Below are 16,119 nucleotides of genomic sequence, written 5' to 3' on the forward strand. Positions count from 1 at the left end.
TACCTGAACGTTCAAAGCCCGATCAGTGGGTGCCGGTGGAACCAAACCCACCCTCAGCCCGGTCGCTGGCAGTGAAGCTGTCCACGATTTCGAAATCGGCCTGCACCACCGGCACCAGTACCAGCTGGGCAATGCGCTCACCCACCTCCACGGTGAACGCCGTATCGCCGCGATTCCAGCAGGACACCATCAGCTCCCCCTGGTAATCGGAATCGATCAGGCCGACCAGATTGCCCAATACTATGCCGTGCTTATGGCCCAACCCGCTGCGGGGCAAGATCATGGCGGCCAGAGACGGATCGCCAATATGGAGCGACAAGCCGGTTTTCAACAGCTCGGTCGCGCCCGGCGCCAGGGTCAGAGGTGCGTCCAGACAGGCCCGCAAATCAAGTCCGGCGGCCCCCCCGGTGGCATACTCGGGGAACGGAATGCTGTCGCCGATACGCGGATCCAGTACCCGCACCTGAAACTTTTGCCTGGTCATGCATCTTCCTCGTTGCTAGTCGATTCGTCTGTGGTCGCCCGGCCGGCGCCGGGGGTATTCCTGGCGTACTGCGCCGCAATCAGGTCGATAAGGTGCCCGGCCAGTTCCCGCTTGGCCGCCGCCGCAAAGGTCTGCTGGCCATCGGCCCAGAAGGCGGTCACCGCGTTGTCATCGCTGTTGAAACCCAGTCCCGGCTGGGACACGTCGTTGGCGATGATCATGCGGAGGTGTTTCTGCTGCATTTTCGCAATGGCGTACCTGGCCACATCGTTGGTCTCAGCGGCAAACCCCACCGTAAACGGAGCATCGGGGCGCGCCGCGACCGTGGCCAGGGTATCCGGGTTGCGGGTCAGGGCGAGGGTCATGTCATCGGCCGACTTCTTGATTTTCTGACCGGCGCAGGTGGCCGGTCGGTAATCCGCCACCGCGGCGCTGGCAATGAAGATATCGCAGCCGGTGTCGACCGCGGCCATCGAGGTCGCCAGCATGTCTGCGGCGGTCACCACCGGGCGTACCCGCACCCCGAAGGGGGCGCTCAGACTCACCGGCCCGCTGATCAACTCCACCGCTGCGCCGGCCTCCCGGGCAGCCTCTGCCAGCGCATACCCCATTTTACCCGAACTGTGGTTGGTGATGTAACGCACCGGATCAATCGCTTCCCGGGTCGGGCCCGCAGTAATCACCACCCGGCGACCGGCGAGTGCCCCGCGGTTCGCCCCGCCGGTCAGGCGGGCAAACAGTTCCTCGGGTTCCAGCATGCGTCCGGGGCCGGTGTCGCCACAGGCTTGCTCACCGGCATCCGGCCCCCAGATGCTGATCTGGGGGTCGGCCTGCAGCAGTCCGATATTGCGTTGCGTACGGCCATTGCGCCACATGGCCTGGTTCATTGCGGGTGCCAGCACTATCGGGGCCTCGGTGGCGCTGCACACGGTCGTCAACAGATCGTCGGCCATGCCGTGAGCCAGCCGGGCGATAAAGTCGGCGGATGCCGGCGCCACCAGAATGGTATCCGCCCATTTTGCCAACTCGATGTGCCCCATGCCCAGCTCTGCTTCCGGGTCCAACAAAGAGGTGCGGACCGCTTCACCACTCAGTGCCTGGAACGTCATCGGCCGCACAAAGGCTTCGGCACCCGCGGTCATCACCACCCGCACCTGATGCCCGGCCTTTTTCAGCAACCGCACCAGTTCGGCACTTTTATAGGCGGCAATACCTCCGGTAATGCCGAGGAGGATGGATTGTTGCGCCATACTTGATTCCTTACCAGTCAACACAGACACGCCCCGAAACAAAAGCTGATACGATAGCATTGCTCGCAATCGGCCGACAGCCCGCTTTGCGCGTAACACCCCTGAGTTCAGTGTAGGACACACGAACCAATACCCTGATAGTTTATTGAAAGGATTCAACAATGTCTGAGAACCACTGGCCGCTGGACGAACGTCCCCGGGAACGCCTGCTGGCCCACGGCGCCCAATCCCTTTCCGATGCCGAATTGCTCGCCATCTTTCTGCGCACCGGCACACGCGGTACGCCGGTGCTGGCCCTGGCCCGCCACCTGGTGGACACCTTCGGTGGCCTGCGCAGCCTGATGACCGCGTCCCGGCAGCGCTTTTGCAGTGTGCGCGGTCTGGGCACCGCCAAATACGCCCAACTGCAGGCGGCCATGGAAATGGCGCGCCGGGTGATGGACGAACCCATGCGCCAGGGCGAACCGCTGACCTCTCCGGACGACACCCGGGCTTACCTGCGGAGCCGGCTGGGCACCTACCCCCACGAAGTATTTGCCGGACTCTTTCTCGATAACCGCCACCGTATCATTCAATACCAGGAACTATTTCGTGGTACCATAGACGGCGCGGCGGTTTATCCCCGTGAAGTGGTGCGGCAGGCGCTTGAGTACAACGCAGCAGCGGTTATTTTTGCTCACAATCATCCCTCGGGGGTGGCCGAGCCCAGCCAGGCCGATATTGCGCTGACCGAGCGCCTGCAAGACGCGCTCGGTTTGGTTGACATCCGGGTTCTGGATCATCTGGTGGTCGGCCACGGAGACGTTGTGTCGCTGGCGGAGCGAGGGTTGATGTGAAAAAAACCTGGGCAAAATCTCAACAATTTTTTTTGCGTTGCCCTCGCGGTTCTGGTATAAAAGCCTCCCTTTCTGGCGGCATCTGGCATGTAGCACGCACCCAGAGACGCAATTAAATGAATTTGAATATTTAAGACCACTGCTCAGGTCGGAGGCAATTATGTCCAGAGTTTGTCAGGTAACGGGTAAGCGTCCGATTACCGGTAACAATGTTTCCCACGCGATGAACCACACCCGTCGTCGTTTTCTGCCCAACCTGCAAAGCAAGCGCTTTTGGGTTGAATCTGAAAAACGCTTCGTCAGGCTGCGCACGTCCACCAAAGGCATGCGCATCATCGATAAAAAAGGTATTGACGCTGTTCTGGCCGACATTCGTGCCCGCGGCGAGAAAGTATAAGGAGCCGTATCATGCGCGAAAAAATCAAGCTGGTCTCAACAGCAGGCACTGGTCACTTTTACACGACCATGAAGAACAAGCGTAACACCCCCGAAAAAATCGAACTGAGCAAGTACGATCCGGTGGTTCGCAAGCACGTTGCGTACAAAGAAGCCAAGATCAAGTAACACCGATCTTGCACAAAAAAACCCGGCACCTGGCCGGGTTTTTTTGTGCTCCAAAATCGTCAGAACGTTTCCAGATACCCTTCCGGCAAGGCAACGTCCATCGCGATTGGCAAGTGGTCCGACATCGGATAGCTCACCACTCCGGAATTACGGATCTGCAGGCTCGGACTCACCAGAATATGATCCAATGCCTTTTCCGGACGCCAGCTGGGAAAACTGTGCGCAGAGGCGGGCAATGGAATCAAATTGCTGTGCTTTAACGGCGTCTGTTCCAGCAGGTGCTCGGCGTGGGTGTTCATGTCACCCATCAGCACCACGTGGCGATAAGCTGCGATCAGCGACTGGATATAGCCTAACTGACGCTCCTGCGCGGATTTGCTCAGCGACAAATGCATGATCACCAGCACCAGCGGGTCCTCCGGTGAACCGTAGCGGGCCACAATGGCGCCGCGTCCGGGAATCAGGCCCGGCAGCCGGTGCTCGGTCACGTCCAGCGGACGAAAACGGCTCAACAGCCCGTTGCTGTGCTGCGCCATAGGGCCCAAATTGCGATTAAGCTGCTGATGCCAATAGGGAATCCCCGCCGCCTCGGCCAGGTACTGCACCTGATTGATGTAATTACTGCGCAAACTGCCGCCATCGCATTCCTGCAGCGCCACCACATCGTAACCACTGAGCAGACTGGCAATGCGGTCGAGATTTTCAATGCGGTTGCGGTGCGGAAAAAAATGCTGCCAGCTGCGGGTGACGTAATGCCGGTAAGCCGAGGTACTGATCCCCACCTGAATGTTGAAGGTCAGCAAGCGGATATGGCGCTGAGGCTCAAAGACCGGCACATGCTCCACACCGGAGCAGGCGCCCCGGCGTTTCGAGTCGCCCCCCTGCCGTTGCGCCAATTGCTTGCGAATTCGCTTGTACATAAAAGCGCTCCCCCGTCACCCCTGCACCGGGGCGCTCACCGGCCGTTCACCCCCCGGGTTACCGAGCCGCAGCGGCCCGCTCTTTTTCGATGAGGTAATCCACCACCTTCAGTACTTGCTCATGACCGCCGGCGGTGCTGGCGCTGACCTTGTATTTGCCATTGACCAGCATGGTGGGCACGCCACTGATCCGCGCCCCGCGAAGCTTTGCCTGAGCTTGCTGGTATTTGGCGTTCACCCCGAAACTATTGTAGGTGTCCAGAAACTCCCGGGCATCCACGCCATGCCGGGCCACGAAATCGGCCAGGGCTTCCGGGGTATTGAGCGGCCGGCGCTCGCTCGCCAGCGCGGTAAACAGGGCATCGTGGGCCTTATCCAGCTGACCCAGCGCCTCGAGGGTGACGAACGCACGCGCATGGGGCTCCCAGGAGCGCCCCAGCGCGGCCGGCAGCATGCTGAAGGCCACATCGTCTGCCAGCCCCTGCTCCCACGACTCGATCAGCGGCTTGAAGGTGTAACAGTGCGGACAGCCGTACCAGAAGGCCTCGACCACTTCGATCTTGCCCGGGGTTTCCGTTCTCAAAGGATTGCTCAATGTTTCATAGTGGCGCCCCTCTTCGTAAGACGCTGCCAGCGCTGAGACCGCAAAAAACGCGGTCAGCACCGTTGTCACTACTGCCCTAGCCACACTCTTCATACTGTTGCTCCGATGGTATTACGTCTCTGGTTAGGCCCCGAGGGCCCCGTCGACCGCTTGGGACTGCCGATCAGACAAAAAGTTCGATGTACAAGCCCATGATTATGAACAGTCGCGCCCCACAGTGCCACACTTTGCCAGAAAACAAAAAACCCTGCCGAAGCAGGGTTTGACGGGATCAGCCAGCGCGTGCGGCCGCTCAGTGCAGTCCGCTCACGTAACTGGCGACCGCTTCGATTTCGGCATCGGTCAGGCGTGACGCCACATCGGTCATCAGCTGGGCGTTGTTGCCGCCGCCACGGGTGCCATCCCGATAGGCTTTTAACTGCTTGGCCACGTAATCGGCATTCTGACCGCTCAGACGCGGATAGCCGGCCGGCTCGTTGCCTTTGCCCTGAGGGTTGTGGCAGGCCGCACAGGCCGGCACACCGGAGGCCATGTTACCACCGCGGTACAGGGCCTGCCCCCGGGTCACCAGGTCCGGGTTGGCCTGACCACCGCCGGCGGGCTGCTGGTTGAAATAAGCTGCCAGGTTTTGCAGATCCTGCTCATCAAAGTTGTCGAGCTGGCCGGTCATTTCGGGAACCGCGCGCTCACCGCTTTTTATGAGCCGCAACTGGGCGGCCAGATAGGCCTCACCCAGGCCCGCCAGTTTGGGGTAATTACCCATGATGGGCTGTGCGCCCCCCGGGCCATGGCAGGCCGCACACGTTGCCGCGTTCTGCTCACCAGCTGCAGGGTCTCCTGCTCCATGCGCCAAAGCTGTCAAGCTGACGCCCAGAACCACTCCTGCGATCAATTTCTTCATGCTCGCTCCGCTCTATTCATAAACGTTGTTCGTATGCAGCCGGCTGGCACAGGCCGAGGAGGCTCAAACCGAGGCTGAGAGCAGCAACACACAGCGCGCGCTGCCCGGATTTGGTGTAGCATTATACATTAATCCCTGACAACTGAAATCCAATAGGAAAACCATATTCCGTGATGGATGAATCGCAGCCCAAACCAATTTCTTTTAACAGCGCCCGCTTCCTGATCAGCGCCTCCAAACTGCAGGAATGTCCCGAAGACACTGGCACCGAAGTGGCCTTTGCCGGCCGTTCGAATGCCGGAAAATCCAGCGCCATCAACAGCATCACCGCCATCGGCAAGCTGGCGCGCACCAGCAAGACCCCCGGCCGGACCCGCCTGATCAACTTTTTTTCGCTGAACCGTCCCCAACGCCGTCTGGTTGACCTGCCCGGCTACGGTTACGCCCGGGTGTCCCGTGACATGAAAGACGACTGGCAGCGGCATCTGGACCAGTACCTGTCCCAGCGGCGCAGCTTGCGCGGCCTGGTGCTGGTGATGGATATCCGTCACCCGTTGACGGATTTTGATCAGATGATGGTGTCCTGGTGTGAGCACAACCAGTTACCGTTGATGGTTCTGGCGACCAAAGCGGACAAGCTGAAATTCGGCCAGGCCAAAACCGCCCTGCTGGGTATTCGCGCCAAACTGAAACCCTATAACTTCGTCCAACATGTGATCATGTTTTCAGCCACCTCCAAACAGGGCGTGGACGAATGCCGGCAGGGTTTGAACCACTGGCTGGAGCAACACCCGGAAGCGGGCTGAACCGCCACAAAAAAAGCCGGCAGCGGAAGACTTTCGGCCGGCAAATCGTCAGGGTTTGCGACGAACTTGAAGCCGGGAGACACCCGGCATCCCCAAACGTCCTGTGTGCCTGGGGCAGTTACTGAGACACCCTGTGCGGCAGATAGTTCCGTCAGCACACGGGCCGCGGCAGGCCGCCCGGCCATTCCGGCCGGTATTGCTCCCGGAGTGCCACCACCGCCTCCCGGTAGGTGTCGGTAACATAGGGCAGTTCCATGGTCAGCACCTGGTAAATCCCCTGCTTGAGCCTGACCTCACTCACACCGGCTTCGCGCTGGTCGCCGTGCGCCGTCTTCAGAAAAGCCATCCAGTTGGTCACCACCAGCCACACGTTCAGGGCCATAGCGGTACGAAACCCGGCGGAGAGGGGCACCAGAACGCCGCCCGCCACCAGCCCCTCAAAGATGCGTTCCATGGCGATCAGGCAGCGATTGGTAAAATCCCGATAATTGAGGCGCAAACGCTCATCGGTATCGAGCAGGTATTCCAGATCCCGGTGCAAGAAACGGTAGCGCCAGAGCCCGTCAAACACCGATTCCAGATAACACATCATGTCGTCCAGAGTCAGCGGCCGGGAGTCGGGGATCTGCAGGTAGCTGCCCACCAGGCGTTGGTACTGGAGGAAAATTTCGTAGATGATGTCGGACTTGTTGCGGAAATGGTAATACAGGTTCCCCGGTGAGATCGCCAGATGGGCGGCTATGTGATTGGTGGTTACGTTGCGCTCGCCCCGCTGATTGAACAGGTCCAGGCTGGTCAGCAGTATCTTGTCTCTCGTTTTCATGGCGTGATCCGCATTTTCATCCGCTTGACCGGCTAGAGTATATACTCTAATAATAGCTCCACGTGCAATCCCAATGCCCCCGCCAGCCCGCACGACGGGCACCGTGGGTCAGGTCCGGAGGTCAGTCATGGGCGCCCCTGAGGTTCCGCTGCAAGAAAGCCACACCCACATCCACACAATGCACCGTATTTTCAGCGCGCAGCAGCAGGCATTTCGCCAACACCCTCTGCCCTCCCTGTCACAACGGACGGACAACCTCAACCGGCTCAAACGTGTTCTGCTGGACAACCAAACCCGCCTGGCGGCCGCCATCGATCAGGATTTCGGCGGACGTTCCCATGACGAGTCCCGGCTGGCCGAAGTCATGCCGTCCGTGCAGAGCATCAACTATGTCCTCCGGCATCTCGGTGGCTGGATGAAACCCTGCAGGCGCCAGGTGTCTGTGCTGTTCCGCCCGGCCAGCAACCGGGTGCATTATCACCCCAAGGGGGTGGTCGGTGTGATAGTGCCCTGGAACTACCCACTCTACCTTACGGTCGGCCCGCTGGTGGCCGCCCTGGCAGCCGGTAACCGGGTGCTGATCAAAATGTCCGAGTACACCCCGCATACCGCAACCCTGGTGCACGAATTGTTCGCCGCAACCTTCCCGGAAGATCTGGTGGCAGTCGTGCAGGGCGAGGCCGAGGTGGCCGCCGAGTTTTCCCGCCTTCCGTTCGACCACCTGCTGTTTACCGGGGCAACCTCCGTGGGGCGGCTGGTGTTGCGGGCGGCCGCCGACAACCTGACTCCGGTGACGCTGGAACTGGGGGGCAAGTCGCCCGCCCTTGTCGCCCGTGATGTGCCCATGGCGGACGCCGCCCAACGCATCGTGTTCGGCAAAGCCCTCAATGCCGGTCAGACCTGCATTGCCCCGGACTACGTGCTGTGCCCCGCTGACCGGGTGGCGGCGTTTGTTGACCAGGTCCGCCGCCAGTTTGCGGCCATGTACCCCACCCTGCGGGACAACCCCGATTACACCGCCATCATCAACGACCGCCAGTACCAGCGGCTGACCGCCCTCCTCGACGACGCCCGGGCCAAGGGCGCCGACCTCATCGAGCTCAATCCGGGTGCCGAGAATCTGGCCCCGGGTACCCGCAAAATGCCGCTGACCCTGATCCTGAACGCCACCGACGACATGCAGGTGCTGCAGGATGAAATTTTCGGACCGCTGCTGCCGGTGATCGGCTACGAGCAGCTGGACGACGCCATTGCGTACGTCAACGATCGCCCCCGCCCCCTGGCGCTGTATTTTTTCGGCTATGACAAGGCGCAGCAACGCCGGGTAACCGACAACACGATTTCCGGGGGCATGTGTATCAACGACGCCCTCATGCACGTGGCTCAGGATGACCTGCCGTTCGGCGGGGTCGGTGATTCGGGCATGGGCCACTACCACGGCAAAGAAGGGTTTCTGACCTTCTCCCACGCCCGCGCGATCTTCGCCAAACAACGCTTCAACAGCGGCAAATTCGTGTACCCGCCCCACGGCACCGCCATGCACCGTCTTGTGTACAAGCTGTTTATCCGTTAGCCGGCCGACCCGTTGACAATCGACATTTGGCTCATTTGGTCACGGGTCACTCGTTCTTTGGCCGGATACTGGTATCCTGTGCGCAACCGCATCTGAAGGAGCTCTTGCATGCCAAACGTTATTTATCCGGGAACCTTTGACCCCATCACCAACGGCCACACCGATCTGATCGAGCGCGCCGGCAAGCTGTTCGACCAGGTCATCGTGGCCGTCGCCTACAGCCCCAAAAAGCAACCGCTGCTGGCGCTGGACGAGCGGGTCGCCCTGGTACAGGAGTGCACCAAGCATCTGCACAATGTGCGGGTTACCGGGTTCAGCAACCTGCTGGCAGACTTTGTGCGCAAACAGAACGCCAGCGTCATACTGCGGGGGCTGCGCGCGGTTTCCGATTTCGAGTACGAGTTTCAACTGGCCGACATGAATCGCCGGCTGGCGCCCGAGGTGGAAAGCGTATTCCTTACCCCCTCCAATCACCTGTCCTATATTTCCTCCACCCTCATCCGAGAGATTGCCGCGCTGGGTGGGGACGTGTCCGAATTTGTGCATCCGGCGGTCGAGCTGGCGCTGCAGCAAAAGTTTGCCACCGCACAGGATTAATCAGGCCCCGGCGATGGCGTTACTCATTACGGACCAATGCATCAATTGTGACGTCTGCGAACCGGAGTGCCCCAATGAGGCGATCTCACCCGGTGACCAGATTTACGTGATTGACCCGGACCGGTGCACCGAGTGTGTAGGCCACTACGACGCACCCCAGTGCCAGCTGGTGTGTCCTGTGGACTGCATCCCGGTCGACCCGGCACGGATCGAAAGCGACGCGCAGTTAATGGCAAAGTACCGCCAGCTGACGGGCGGCTGAGGTTTAAATCAACGGTGGCAACGGAAACTTGCGACCGTTGACGTCGAGGGTAAGGTTTTCCAGTCGTGCGTCCACACGGTAGGCGCCATTGTCCTCGATCACCACCCCCTGATCCAGCAGCGGCAACAGTTGCTCCTGCACGTGCGGGTAGCGTTCCGCCAGCGCCACCGGCAGGCTGAGGTTCATGACGCCCTCCAGCTTACGGGTGAGCAGATGCATCTGATTTTGCTCCGCCGCACCCAGCTTCGGGTGGCTCAGCAGCAACCGGCCCTGTACCGCGCCCTCCGGAGAGGCCAGGCTGATGGCCGGAAAACCGGCGGACACGCCGTTCACCGCCAGCTTTTTCGCAGATTCACCGACCTGGGCCAACAGCATCATCTGCTGCTGAAAGGCCAACTGGGGGTTGGTTTCACCGCCACCCGCCGACAATGCCTGCAAGTCCGTGACCGCGGTCACCAGTTCGTTCCACGCATCAATGTTGATTTCGTTGGCGGCGAATTCCACCCGGTGCGGGCCGTTGCTTGCCCCCTTCGCCGTCAGCCGGCTGACGCTGGCCACCGTGGCAGTATTGAAACTGTCTGCCGTATCGGTCCAGGTCTGACTGCTGAGCTGGAAGTTTTCGACAACCAACGGCTCGCTGCCGGACTCGCGAAACTCGGCGCGCGCCACGCCCATTTCGCCCTCGCCGGTCCACAGCCGCCCCCGCTCGAGGCTCATGGTCTGATCGACACGCACATCCTCCAGGGCCAGGTGCAAGGCGGTGGGCACACCCACGCTCAGCGTGAGTGCGGGGCCACGAACGCTGAGTTCGGCGGTCTCGCCGCCATTCGAAACCACCAGACGGGCAAAGCTGGGCGCCAGCTGGAAGGCTTCCGCAGCGGCGGCATCGGTGTAGTCGATCGCGGGCACCCGGGCTTCCAGAGTCGCAGTGCCCCACACTTTGGCCGCCAGCGTCAGGCTCGGCTGCGCGTCGGGGAACACCCTGGCCAGCTCGGAGGCCGCAACAGTGGCGAACTCCTCGGCCAGCGCGAAATCGATCCTGCTGCCGGTGAGTCCGTGGCTGACGCTCCCTTCATAGGGCAGCGACTCGGCGCTACCCGAAACCGGATCCACCATCCGCACAACCCCATGGATGGTGGCGCCATAAAACCTGCGCTCGTACCGCACCGGCTCAAACTGAATGAATGCCTGAGCGTCGTTTATCCGTTGGGTGACCCCCTGCCACTGTTGCTCGGTGAGCACGCCAACCCCCCAGGGGGCCAACACGGCGGCGGTCAACACCGTACCACCAACGACTGTCCATACTTTGTTCACGTACCCTTCTCCCGTCTTCGGCCGTACCGGACGCACCGAGTGTTAGTTTCCCGCCAGCCGATCCAACAGCACCCACTGGGCAGCAAAGCGCTCTTCGCCTTCTGCGGGCTGATTCTGCAGGTAGTGACCGTCCGGCTGCAACACCCAGCTCTGACAATTGTCGGTCAGGTACGCATCCAGCTCTTCCCGCAGTCTGTTCACCAACTGCGGGTCTTCGACGGGAAAGGCCACTTCGACCCGATTGACCAGATTACGCACCATGGCGTCGGCGCTGGAACAAAACACCTCGGGGTTGCCGTTGTTGGCAAAGTAATACACCCGGGTATGCTCCAGAAAACGCCCGACGATGGAGCGCACCTGGATGTTGTCGGACAACCCGGCGACCCCGGGACGCAAGCTGCAGATACCGCGCACAATCAGGTCCACACGGACCCCCGCCTGAGACGCCCGATAGAGCGCTTGCATGACATCCGGATCCGCCAGGGCGTTGATCTTGAAGATCAGGTGGCCGTGGGCACCGTGGCTGGCCTCGCGCTCGATCAGCTCGATCAGCTTGTCGTGCAGGGTGAAGGGCGCGTGAAACATTTTCTGTATTTTCAGCGCCTTGCCCATACCGGTCAGCTGCTGGAACAGTTTGTTGACGTCGTCCGCCAGCGCATCGTCGCCGGACAGCAAGCTGTAATCGGTGTACAGGCGGGCGTTGCCGGCGTGGTAATTGCCGGTGCCCAGGTGCACGTAGCGTTTCAGGCGCCCTTCTTCCCGGCGAATGATGAGGATCATCTTGGCGTGGGTTTTGTAGCGCACCACTCCATACACCACCACCACCCCGGATTCCTGCAGGCGACTGGCCAGCTCCAGGTTTTCCGCCTCGTCGAAGCGGGCCCGCAACTCGATCACCGCGGTGACCTCTTTGCCGCGACGGGCCGCGTCCATCAGCGCCTCGACAATTTCCGAGTCGGCCCCGGTCCGGTACAGGGTCTGGCGAATGGCCAGCACCTGCGGGTCCTTGGCCGCTTGTCGCAAGAAATCGATCACCGGGGTAAAACTTTCATAGGGGTGCAGCAACAGCATCGGCTGTTCACGGATGGCATCAAACACCGTTTCCGTGGTGCGTATCTGTTTGGGAACCGCCGGAGAAAACCCCGGGTACACCAGATCGGGACGATCCACCAGACCACTGACCGCCTTCAGACGGGTGAGGTTTACCGGTCCGTTGACCTGGTAAAGATCGCGCTCGGTCAGGCCGAACTCCTGCAACAGGAACTGCACCAGATCTTCCGGGCAGTTGTCCGCCACTTCGAGCCGCACGCCGTCCCCGAAGCGCCGGCTGAGCAATTCCCCCCGCAAGGCCGAGGCCAGATCTTCCAGATCGTCCTCCAGTTCCAGGTCGGCGTTGCGGGTCAACCGGAACTGGTAGCACCCCCTGACGTCCATGCCCGGGAACAGTTCCTCCACATGGGCGTGGATCATGGACGACAGGAACACCAGATTATCGCCACCGCTGCAGACGTCGTCGGGCAAGCGCACCAGTCGTGGCAACGAGCGCGGCGCGGGCACAATGGCCATGCCCGTCGCCCGCCCGAAGGCATCCGTGCCGTCCAGCTTGACGATGAAGTTCAGACTCTTGTTGATCAGCCGCGGGAACGGATGGGAGGGGTCCAGGCCGATGGGATTGACCACCGGCAGGATTTCTTCGTCAAAATAACGCCGGATCCACGTTTTCTGCTCCGGCGTCCAGTTGCGCCGCCGCACGAAATGGATGTTTTCCTGCTCCATCTGCGGAATCAGTACATTATTGAGGATGTCATACTGTTCGCGGATGTATTCATGGGCCACCCGGCTGATTTCATGCAGCAGTTGCTCGGGCAGCATGCCGTCCGGTCCGACGCTTTCGCGACCGTATTTCAGCTGCTGGCGCAGGCCTGCCACCCGAATCTCGAAGAACTCATCCATGTTGCTGCTGAAAATACAGCAAAACATCAGCCGGTTGATGAGCGGGTGGGCTTCATCCAGGGCCTGCTGCAGCACCCGGTAATGGAACTGCAGATGGCTCAATTCCCGGTTGAAATAGTTCTCATGGGCCAGCGGGTCTATGGCCGGCAGCGCCAGCGGCAGTTCCGCCGACCGGCCCACCGTGTCGTGAGCCGGCGTGGGGTTGGGGTACTCTGTATTCATCCGTGACAGCCCTATATCAGAATTCGGGTAACAGCCGCCGGTCAGCTCTGTTTCAGCAACCGTGCGGCCCGCAATGCAAAGTAGGTGAGGATGCCGTCCGCGCCTGCGCGCCGGAAGGCCATCAGGCTCTCCATCATTACCGCATCGCCATCCAGCCAGCCGTTCTCGGCAGCGGCCATGTGCATGGCGTACTCACCACTGACCTGGTAGGCGAAGGTCGGCGCCATGAGCTCGGTTTTGACCCGGCGCACCACATCCAGATACGGCATCCCGGGCTTGACCATCACCATATCGGCCCCTTCGGCCAGATCCATCGCCACTTCGTGCAGCGCCTCGTCACTGTTGGCGGGATCCATCTGATAGGTGGCCTTGCTGCCCTTGCCCAGGTTGGCGGCGGAGCCGATGGCATCGCGAAACGGCCCGTAGTAGGCGGACGCGTATTTGGCCGAGTACGCCATGATGCGGGTATTGATGTGCCCCGCGGCTTCCAAAGCCGCACGAATCGCACCGATGCGGCCATCCATCATGTCAGAAGGCGCCACGATATCCACCCCCGCATCGGCGTGGGACAGCGCCTGTTTCACCAGCGCCTCCACCGTCGCCTCGTTCAGCACGTAGCCCTGCTCGTCGATGATGCCGTCCTGACCGTGGGTGGTGTAGGGGTCCAGCGCTCCGTCGGTAATCACCCCCAGCTCCGGACAGGCCGCTTTCAGCGCCCGGATGGCCCGCTGGATCAGCCCCTGTGGATCCCAGGCATCGGCGCCGGTCAGGCTCTTATACTCAGCGGGCACCACCGGGAACAAGGCGATTGCCGGCAGGCCCAGTGCGACCATTTCCTGCGCCTGCTCCACCAGCAGATCGATGCTCAAACGTTCGATGCCGGGCATGGACGGCACGGTTTCACGCTGCTGTTCACCCTCGAGGACAAACACGGGGTAGATCAGATTATCCACCGTCAATGTATTTTCACGCACCAGCCGGCGGGTAAAGTCGTCAACCCGATTGCGACGCAGGCGAGTGACTGGAAAGGTACGATGATGAAATGAGGACACAAAACATCTCCTGAAGGGTTGAGGGAAACTGCCCTCCATGATACACGGCCACGGGGCTTGCGGCAGCGGGACAACTGCGTACATGCGCTTGACACCGTACCACAGGCTTGATTCACTGATTGCCAGGAAGGGCCAGCGGCTCAGCACCCGCGCCCTGCCCGGTATTACCGCCCCCATAACTGAGCACGGCTAGCGTCGGGCGGCGATCGCCACACCCGACCGGTAGCGGGAGACTGTCATGACCGCAACGCACCCCACCCCGGCCCCCATACCGCAGGCACCCACCGCCGGCGACCCGTACCTTGCCAATACCCATGACGTCTTCAATCAGCCGCCAGCGCTGGAAAACTACAACCTGTTGTTGCAGGATCAGGCGCTGCTTGAGTCGCTCAGCCGCGACGACACCCGGCATGGCCTTGCCGACCTGACCGCCTTTGGGGCGATCGCCGGGGCGGCCGACACCATCGCCCTGGGGTTTGCCGCCAACGAGCACCCACCCCGACTGCACACCCATGACCGGTTTGGTCACCGTATTGATGAGGTGAGTTTCCATCCGGCCTACCATCAGCTGATGACCACCGCCATGGCGCAGGGCCTGCACAGCAGTCCCTGGGTCAGCGGCGACCCCCGGGCGCACACCCTGCGCGCTGCCAAATATTACCTGCACGCACAGGTCGAGGCGGCCCACTGCTGCCCCATTACCATGACCTTTGCAGCGATTCCGTCGATCCGCAAACACACCGCCCTGGCGCAAGTCTGGGAGCCCAAGGTGCTCGCCAATGAGTACGACCCCCGCAACCTCCCCGACAGCCAGAAAAGCTCGGTCACCATTGGCATGGCCATGACCGAGAAACAGGGCGGCAGCGATGTCCGTGCCAACACCACCCGCGCCTTTGCCACGGGGCAACCGGGGCCGGGTCAGGCATATGAACTGGTGGGCCACAAATGGTTTGTGTCCGCCCCCATGTGCGATGCCTTCCTGACCCTGGCGCAGACCCCGAAGGGTTTGTCCTGTTTTCTGATGCCCCGGTGGCGGCCGGACGGCAGCAAAAACCCCTGGCAGATCCAGCGCCTCAAAAACAAAATGGGCAATGTTGCCAACGCTTCCAGCGAAGTGGAGTTACGCGGCGCGCTGGGCTGGATGCTGGGAGAGGACGGCCGTGGGGTGGCCACCATCATTGACATGGTGGCGCTGACCCGTTTCGACTGCATGATTGGCAGTTCCGCCGGGATGCGCCAGGCCACTGCCCAGGCGCTCCACCACTGCCGCCACCGCAGCGCATTTGGCCAGCCACTGGCGGCGCAACCGCTGATGCAGAATGTGCTGGCGGATCTGGCTCTGGAAAGCGAAGCTGCCCTGGCTTTCAGCCTGCGGATGGCGCGCGCCCTGGATCAGCAGCATCTGGAACACGAGCGTTTGCTGGCTCGCCTGGCCACCCCGGTGGGCAAGTACTGGATCTGCAAGCGCACCCCCAATCACGCCTATGAAGCCATGGAGTGCATTGGCGGCAGCGGGGTGATGGAAGACTGCATCATGCCGCGCCTGTTCCGGGAATCGCCGGTCAACGCCATCTGGGAGGGCAGCGGCAACGTGCAGTGCCTCGACGCCCTGCGGGCCCTGCAAAACGCCCCCGACACGCTGGACGCGTTTTTTGAGGAGACCGCGCTGGCGGGCGGTGCCGACCGCCGTTTTGACCGGTTCCTCGCCGCCCTTAAGGACGATTTCAGCGACCGCCAGGAGTTGCCGTACCGCGCCCGCAACCTGATGGACCGGCTGGCACTGGCCCTGCAGGCTTCGCTGCTGGTGCGCTATTCCAGTGCCGCGGTGGCCGACGCCTTTTGCGCAGCCCGCCTGCACCCCCACACCGGCATGAATTATGGTAACTTGCCTGCAGGAACCAATGCCGGCGCCATCATTCAGCGGGCGACTCCCGTCGTTGACTGAGCCCCCAACTCTC

Annotated in this window: 17 protein-coding genes; 8 read left to right on the forward strand and 9 right to left on the reverse strand. The window is 61.4% G+C overall.

The features are described 5' to 3' along the window. Positions 1 to 22 precede the first annotated feature (22 nt). On the reverse strand, positions 23 to 484 hold the full coding sequence (gene dut, locus BG841_RS04245; RefSeq protein ID WP_070056514.1) for a dUTP diphosphatase: 462 nt from the start codon (positions 482 to 484) through the stop codon (positions 23 to 25). After that, complete coding sequence (coaBC, locus tag BG841_RS04250; protein ID WP_083260172.1) at positions 481 to 1,734, reverse strand: bifunctional phosphopantothenoylcysteine decarboxylase/phosphopantothenate--cysteine ligase CoaBC; 1,254 nt, start codon at positions 1,732 to 1,734, stop codon at positions 481 to 483. Before coaBC ends, dut begins: the two co-directional genes overlap by 4 nt. A gap of 161 nt (positions 1,735 to 1,895) precedes the next feature. Here coaBC and radC point away from each other — a divergent pair, with 161 nt between their 5' ends. From radC to rpmG, 3 genes are all read left to right on the forward strand, one after another. Then, positions 1,896 to 2,570, forward strand: coding sequence for a RadC family protein (gene radC, locus BG841_RS04255; RefSeq protein WP_070056515.1), 675 nt, complete (start codon positions 1,896 to 1,898; stop codon positions 2,568 to 2,570). A gap of 160 nt (positions 2,571 to 2,730) precedes the next feature. Then, positions 2,731 to 2,967, forward strand: coding sequence for a 50S ribosomal protein L28 (gene rpmB, locus BG841_RS04260; protein ID WP_070056516.1), 237 nt, complete (start codon positions 2,731 to 2,733; stop codon positions 2,965 to 2,967). Between the two features lie 11 nt (positions 2,968 to 2,978). After that, positions 2,979 to 3,134, forward strand: coding sequence for a 50S ribosomal protein L33 (rpmG, locus tag BG841_RS04265; RefSeq protein WP_070056517.1), 156 nt, complete (start codon positions 2,979 to 2,981; stop codon positions 3,132 to 3,134). Between the two features lie 59 nt (positions 3,135 to 3,193). Here the strand turns inward: rpmG and BG841_RS04270 are convergent, their stop codons facing one another. From BG841_RS04270 to BG841_RS04280, 3 genes are all read right to left on the reverse strand, one after another. Continuing rightward, positions 3,194 to 4,054 carry an endonuclease/exonuclease/phosphatase family protein gene (locus BG841_RS04270; protein ID WP_070056518.1) on the reverse strand — a complete coding sequence of 287 codons (861 nt, stop codon included), beginning with the start codon at positions 4,052 to 4,054 and terminating at the stop codon, positions 3,194 to 3,196. 58 nt (positions 4,055 to 4,112) lie between these two features. Next, positions 4,113 to 4,751: a thiol:disulfide interchange protein DsbA/DsbL gene (locus BG841_RS04275; protein ID WP_070056519.1), complete on the reverse strand. Its 639-nt coding sequence runs from the start codon at positions 4,749 to 4,751 to the stop codon at positions 4,113 to 4,115. 199 nt (positions 4,752 to 4,950) lie between these two features. Next, entirely contained in the window at positions 4,951 to 5,559 is a 609-nt protein-coding gene (locus BG841_RS04280) for a c-type cytochrome (RefSeq protein WP_070056520.1), read from the reverse strand. 173 nt (positions 5,560 to 5,732) lie between these two features. On the opposite strand from BG841_RS04280, the gene yihA reads away from it, so the two are divergent. Then, positions 5,733 to 6,365: a ribosome biogenesis GTP-binding protein YihA/YsxC gene (gene yihA / locus BG841_RS04285; RefSeq protein ID WP_070056521.1), complete on the forward strand. Its 633-nt coding sequence runs from the start codon at positions 5,733 to 5,735 to the stop codon at positions 6,363 to 6,365. Between the two features lie 151 nt (positions 6,366 to 6,516). Here yihA and BG841_RS04290 read toward each other — a convergent pair whose 3' ends face one another. Further along, entirely contained in the window at positions 6,517 to 7,188 is a 672-nt protein-coding gene (locus tag BG841_RS04290) for a TetR/AcrR family transcriptional regulator (protein WP_070056522.1), read from the reverse strand. A gap of 127 nt (positions 7,189 to 7,315) precedes the next feature. Here BG841_RS04290 and BG841_RS04295 point away from each other — a divergent pair, with 127 nt between their 5' ends. The 3 genes from BG841_RS04295 (at position 7,316) to BG841_RS04305 (ending at position 9,620) form a co-directional block, all read left to right on the forward strand. Beyond that, positions 7,316 to 8,761 (forward strand): coniferyl aldehyde dehydrogenase, encoded by a 1,446-nt coding sequence (locus BG841_RS04295; protein ID WP_070056523.1) that lies wholly within the window; start codon positions 7,316 to 7,318, stop codon positions 8,759 to 8,761. A gap of 108 nt (positions 8,762 to 8,869) precedes the next feature. Then, complete coding sequence (gene coaD / locus BG841_RS04300; protein WP_070056524.1) at positions 8,870 to 9,358, forward strand: pantetheine-phosphate adenylyltransferase; 489 nt, start codon at positions 8,870 to 8,872, stop codon at positions 9,356 to 9,358. 13 nt (positions 9,359 to 9,371) lie between these two features. Continuing rightward, positions 9,372 to 9,620, forward strand: coding sequence for a YfhL family 4Fe-4S dicluster ferredoxin (locus tag BG841_RS04305; protein WP_070056525.1), 249 nt, complete (start codon positions 9,372 to 9,374; stop codon positions 9,618 to 9,620). Positions 9,621 to 9,623: 3 nt separating this feature from the next. Here the strand turns inward: BG841_RS04305 and BG841_RS04310 are convergent, their stop codons facing one another. From BG841_RS04310 to hemB, 3 genes are read right to left on the reverse strand one after another with little or no spacing between them, the layout of a single operon-like run. Further along, on the reverse strand, positions 9,624 to 10,934 hold the full coding sequence (locus BG841_RS04310; protein WP_070056526.1) for a DUF945 family protein: 1,311 nt from the start codon (positions 10,932 to 10,934) through the stop codon (positions 9,624 to 9,626). A gap of 42 nt (positions 10,935 to 10,976) precedes the next feature. After that, entirely contained in the window at positions 10,977 to 13,109 is a 2,133-nt protein-coding gene (gene ppk1 / locus BG841_RS04315; protein ID WP_070056527.1) for a polyphosphate kinase 1, read from the reverse strand. Positions 13,110 to 13,150: 41 nt separating this feature from the next. Continuing rightward, positions 13,151 to 14,161, reverse strand: a complete 1,011-nt coding sequence (gene hemB, locus BG841_RS04320) for a porphobilinogen synthase (RefSeq protein ID WP_416202612.1) — start codon at positions 14,159 to 14,161, stop codon at positions 13,151 to 13,153. Positions 14,162 to 14,399: 238 nt separating this feature from the next. On the opposite strand from hemB, the gene BG841_RS04325 reads away from it, so the two are divergent. Next, positions 14,400 to 16,106: an acyl-CoA dehydrogenase family protein gene (locus tag BG841_RS04325; RefSeq protein WP_070056528.1), complete on the forward strand. Its 1,707-nt coding sequence runs from the start codon at positions 14,400 to 14,402 to the stop codon at positions 16,104 to 16,106. Positions 16,107 to 16,119: the final 13 nt, after the last annotated feature.

It is taken from the genome of Marinobacter sp. X15-166B, from assembly GCF_001752365.1.
In the GTDB taxonomy this organism is placed as follows: Bacteria; Pseudomonadota; Gammaproteobacteria; order Pseudomonadales; family Oleiphilaceae; genus Marinobacter.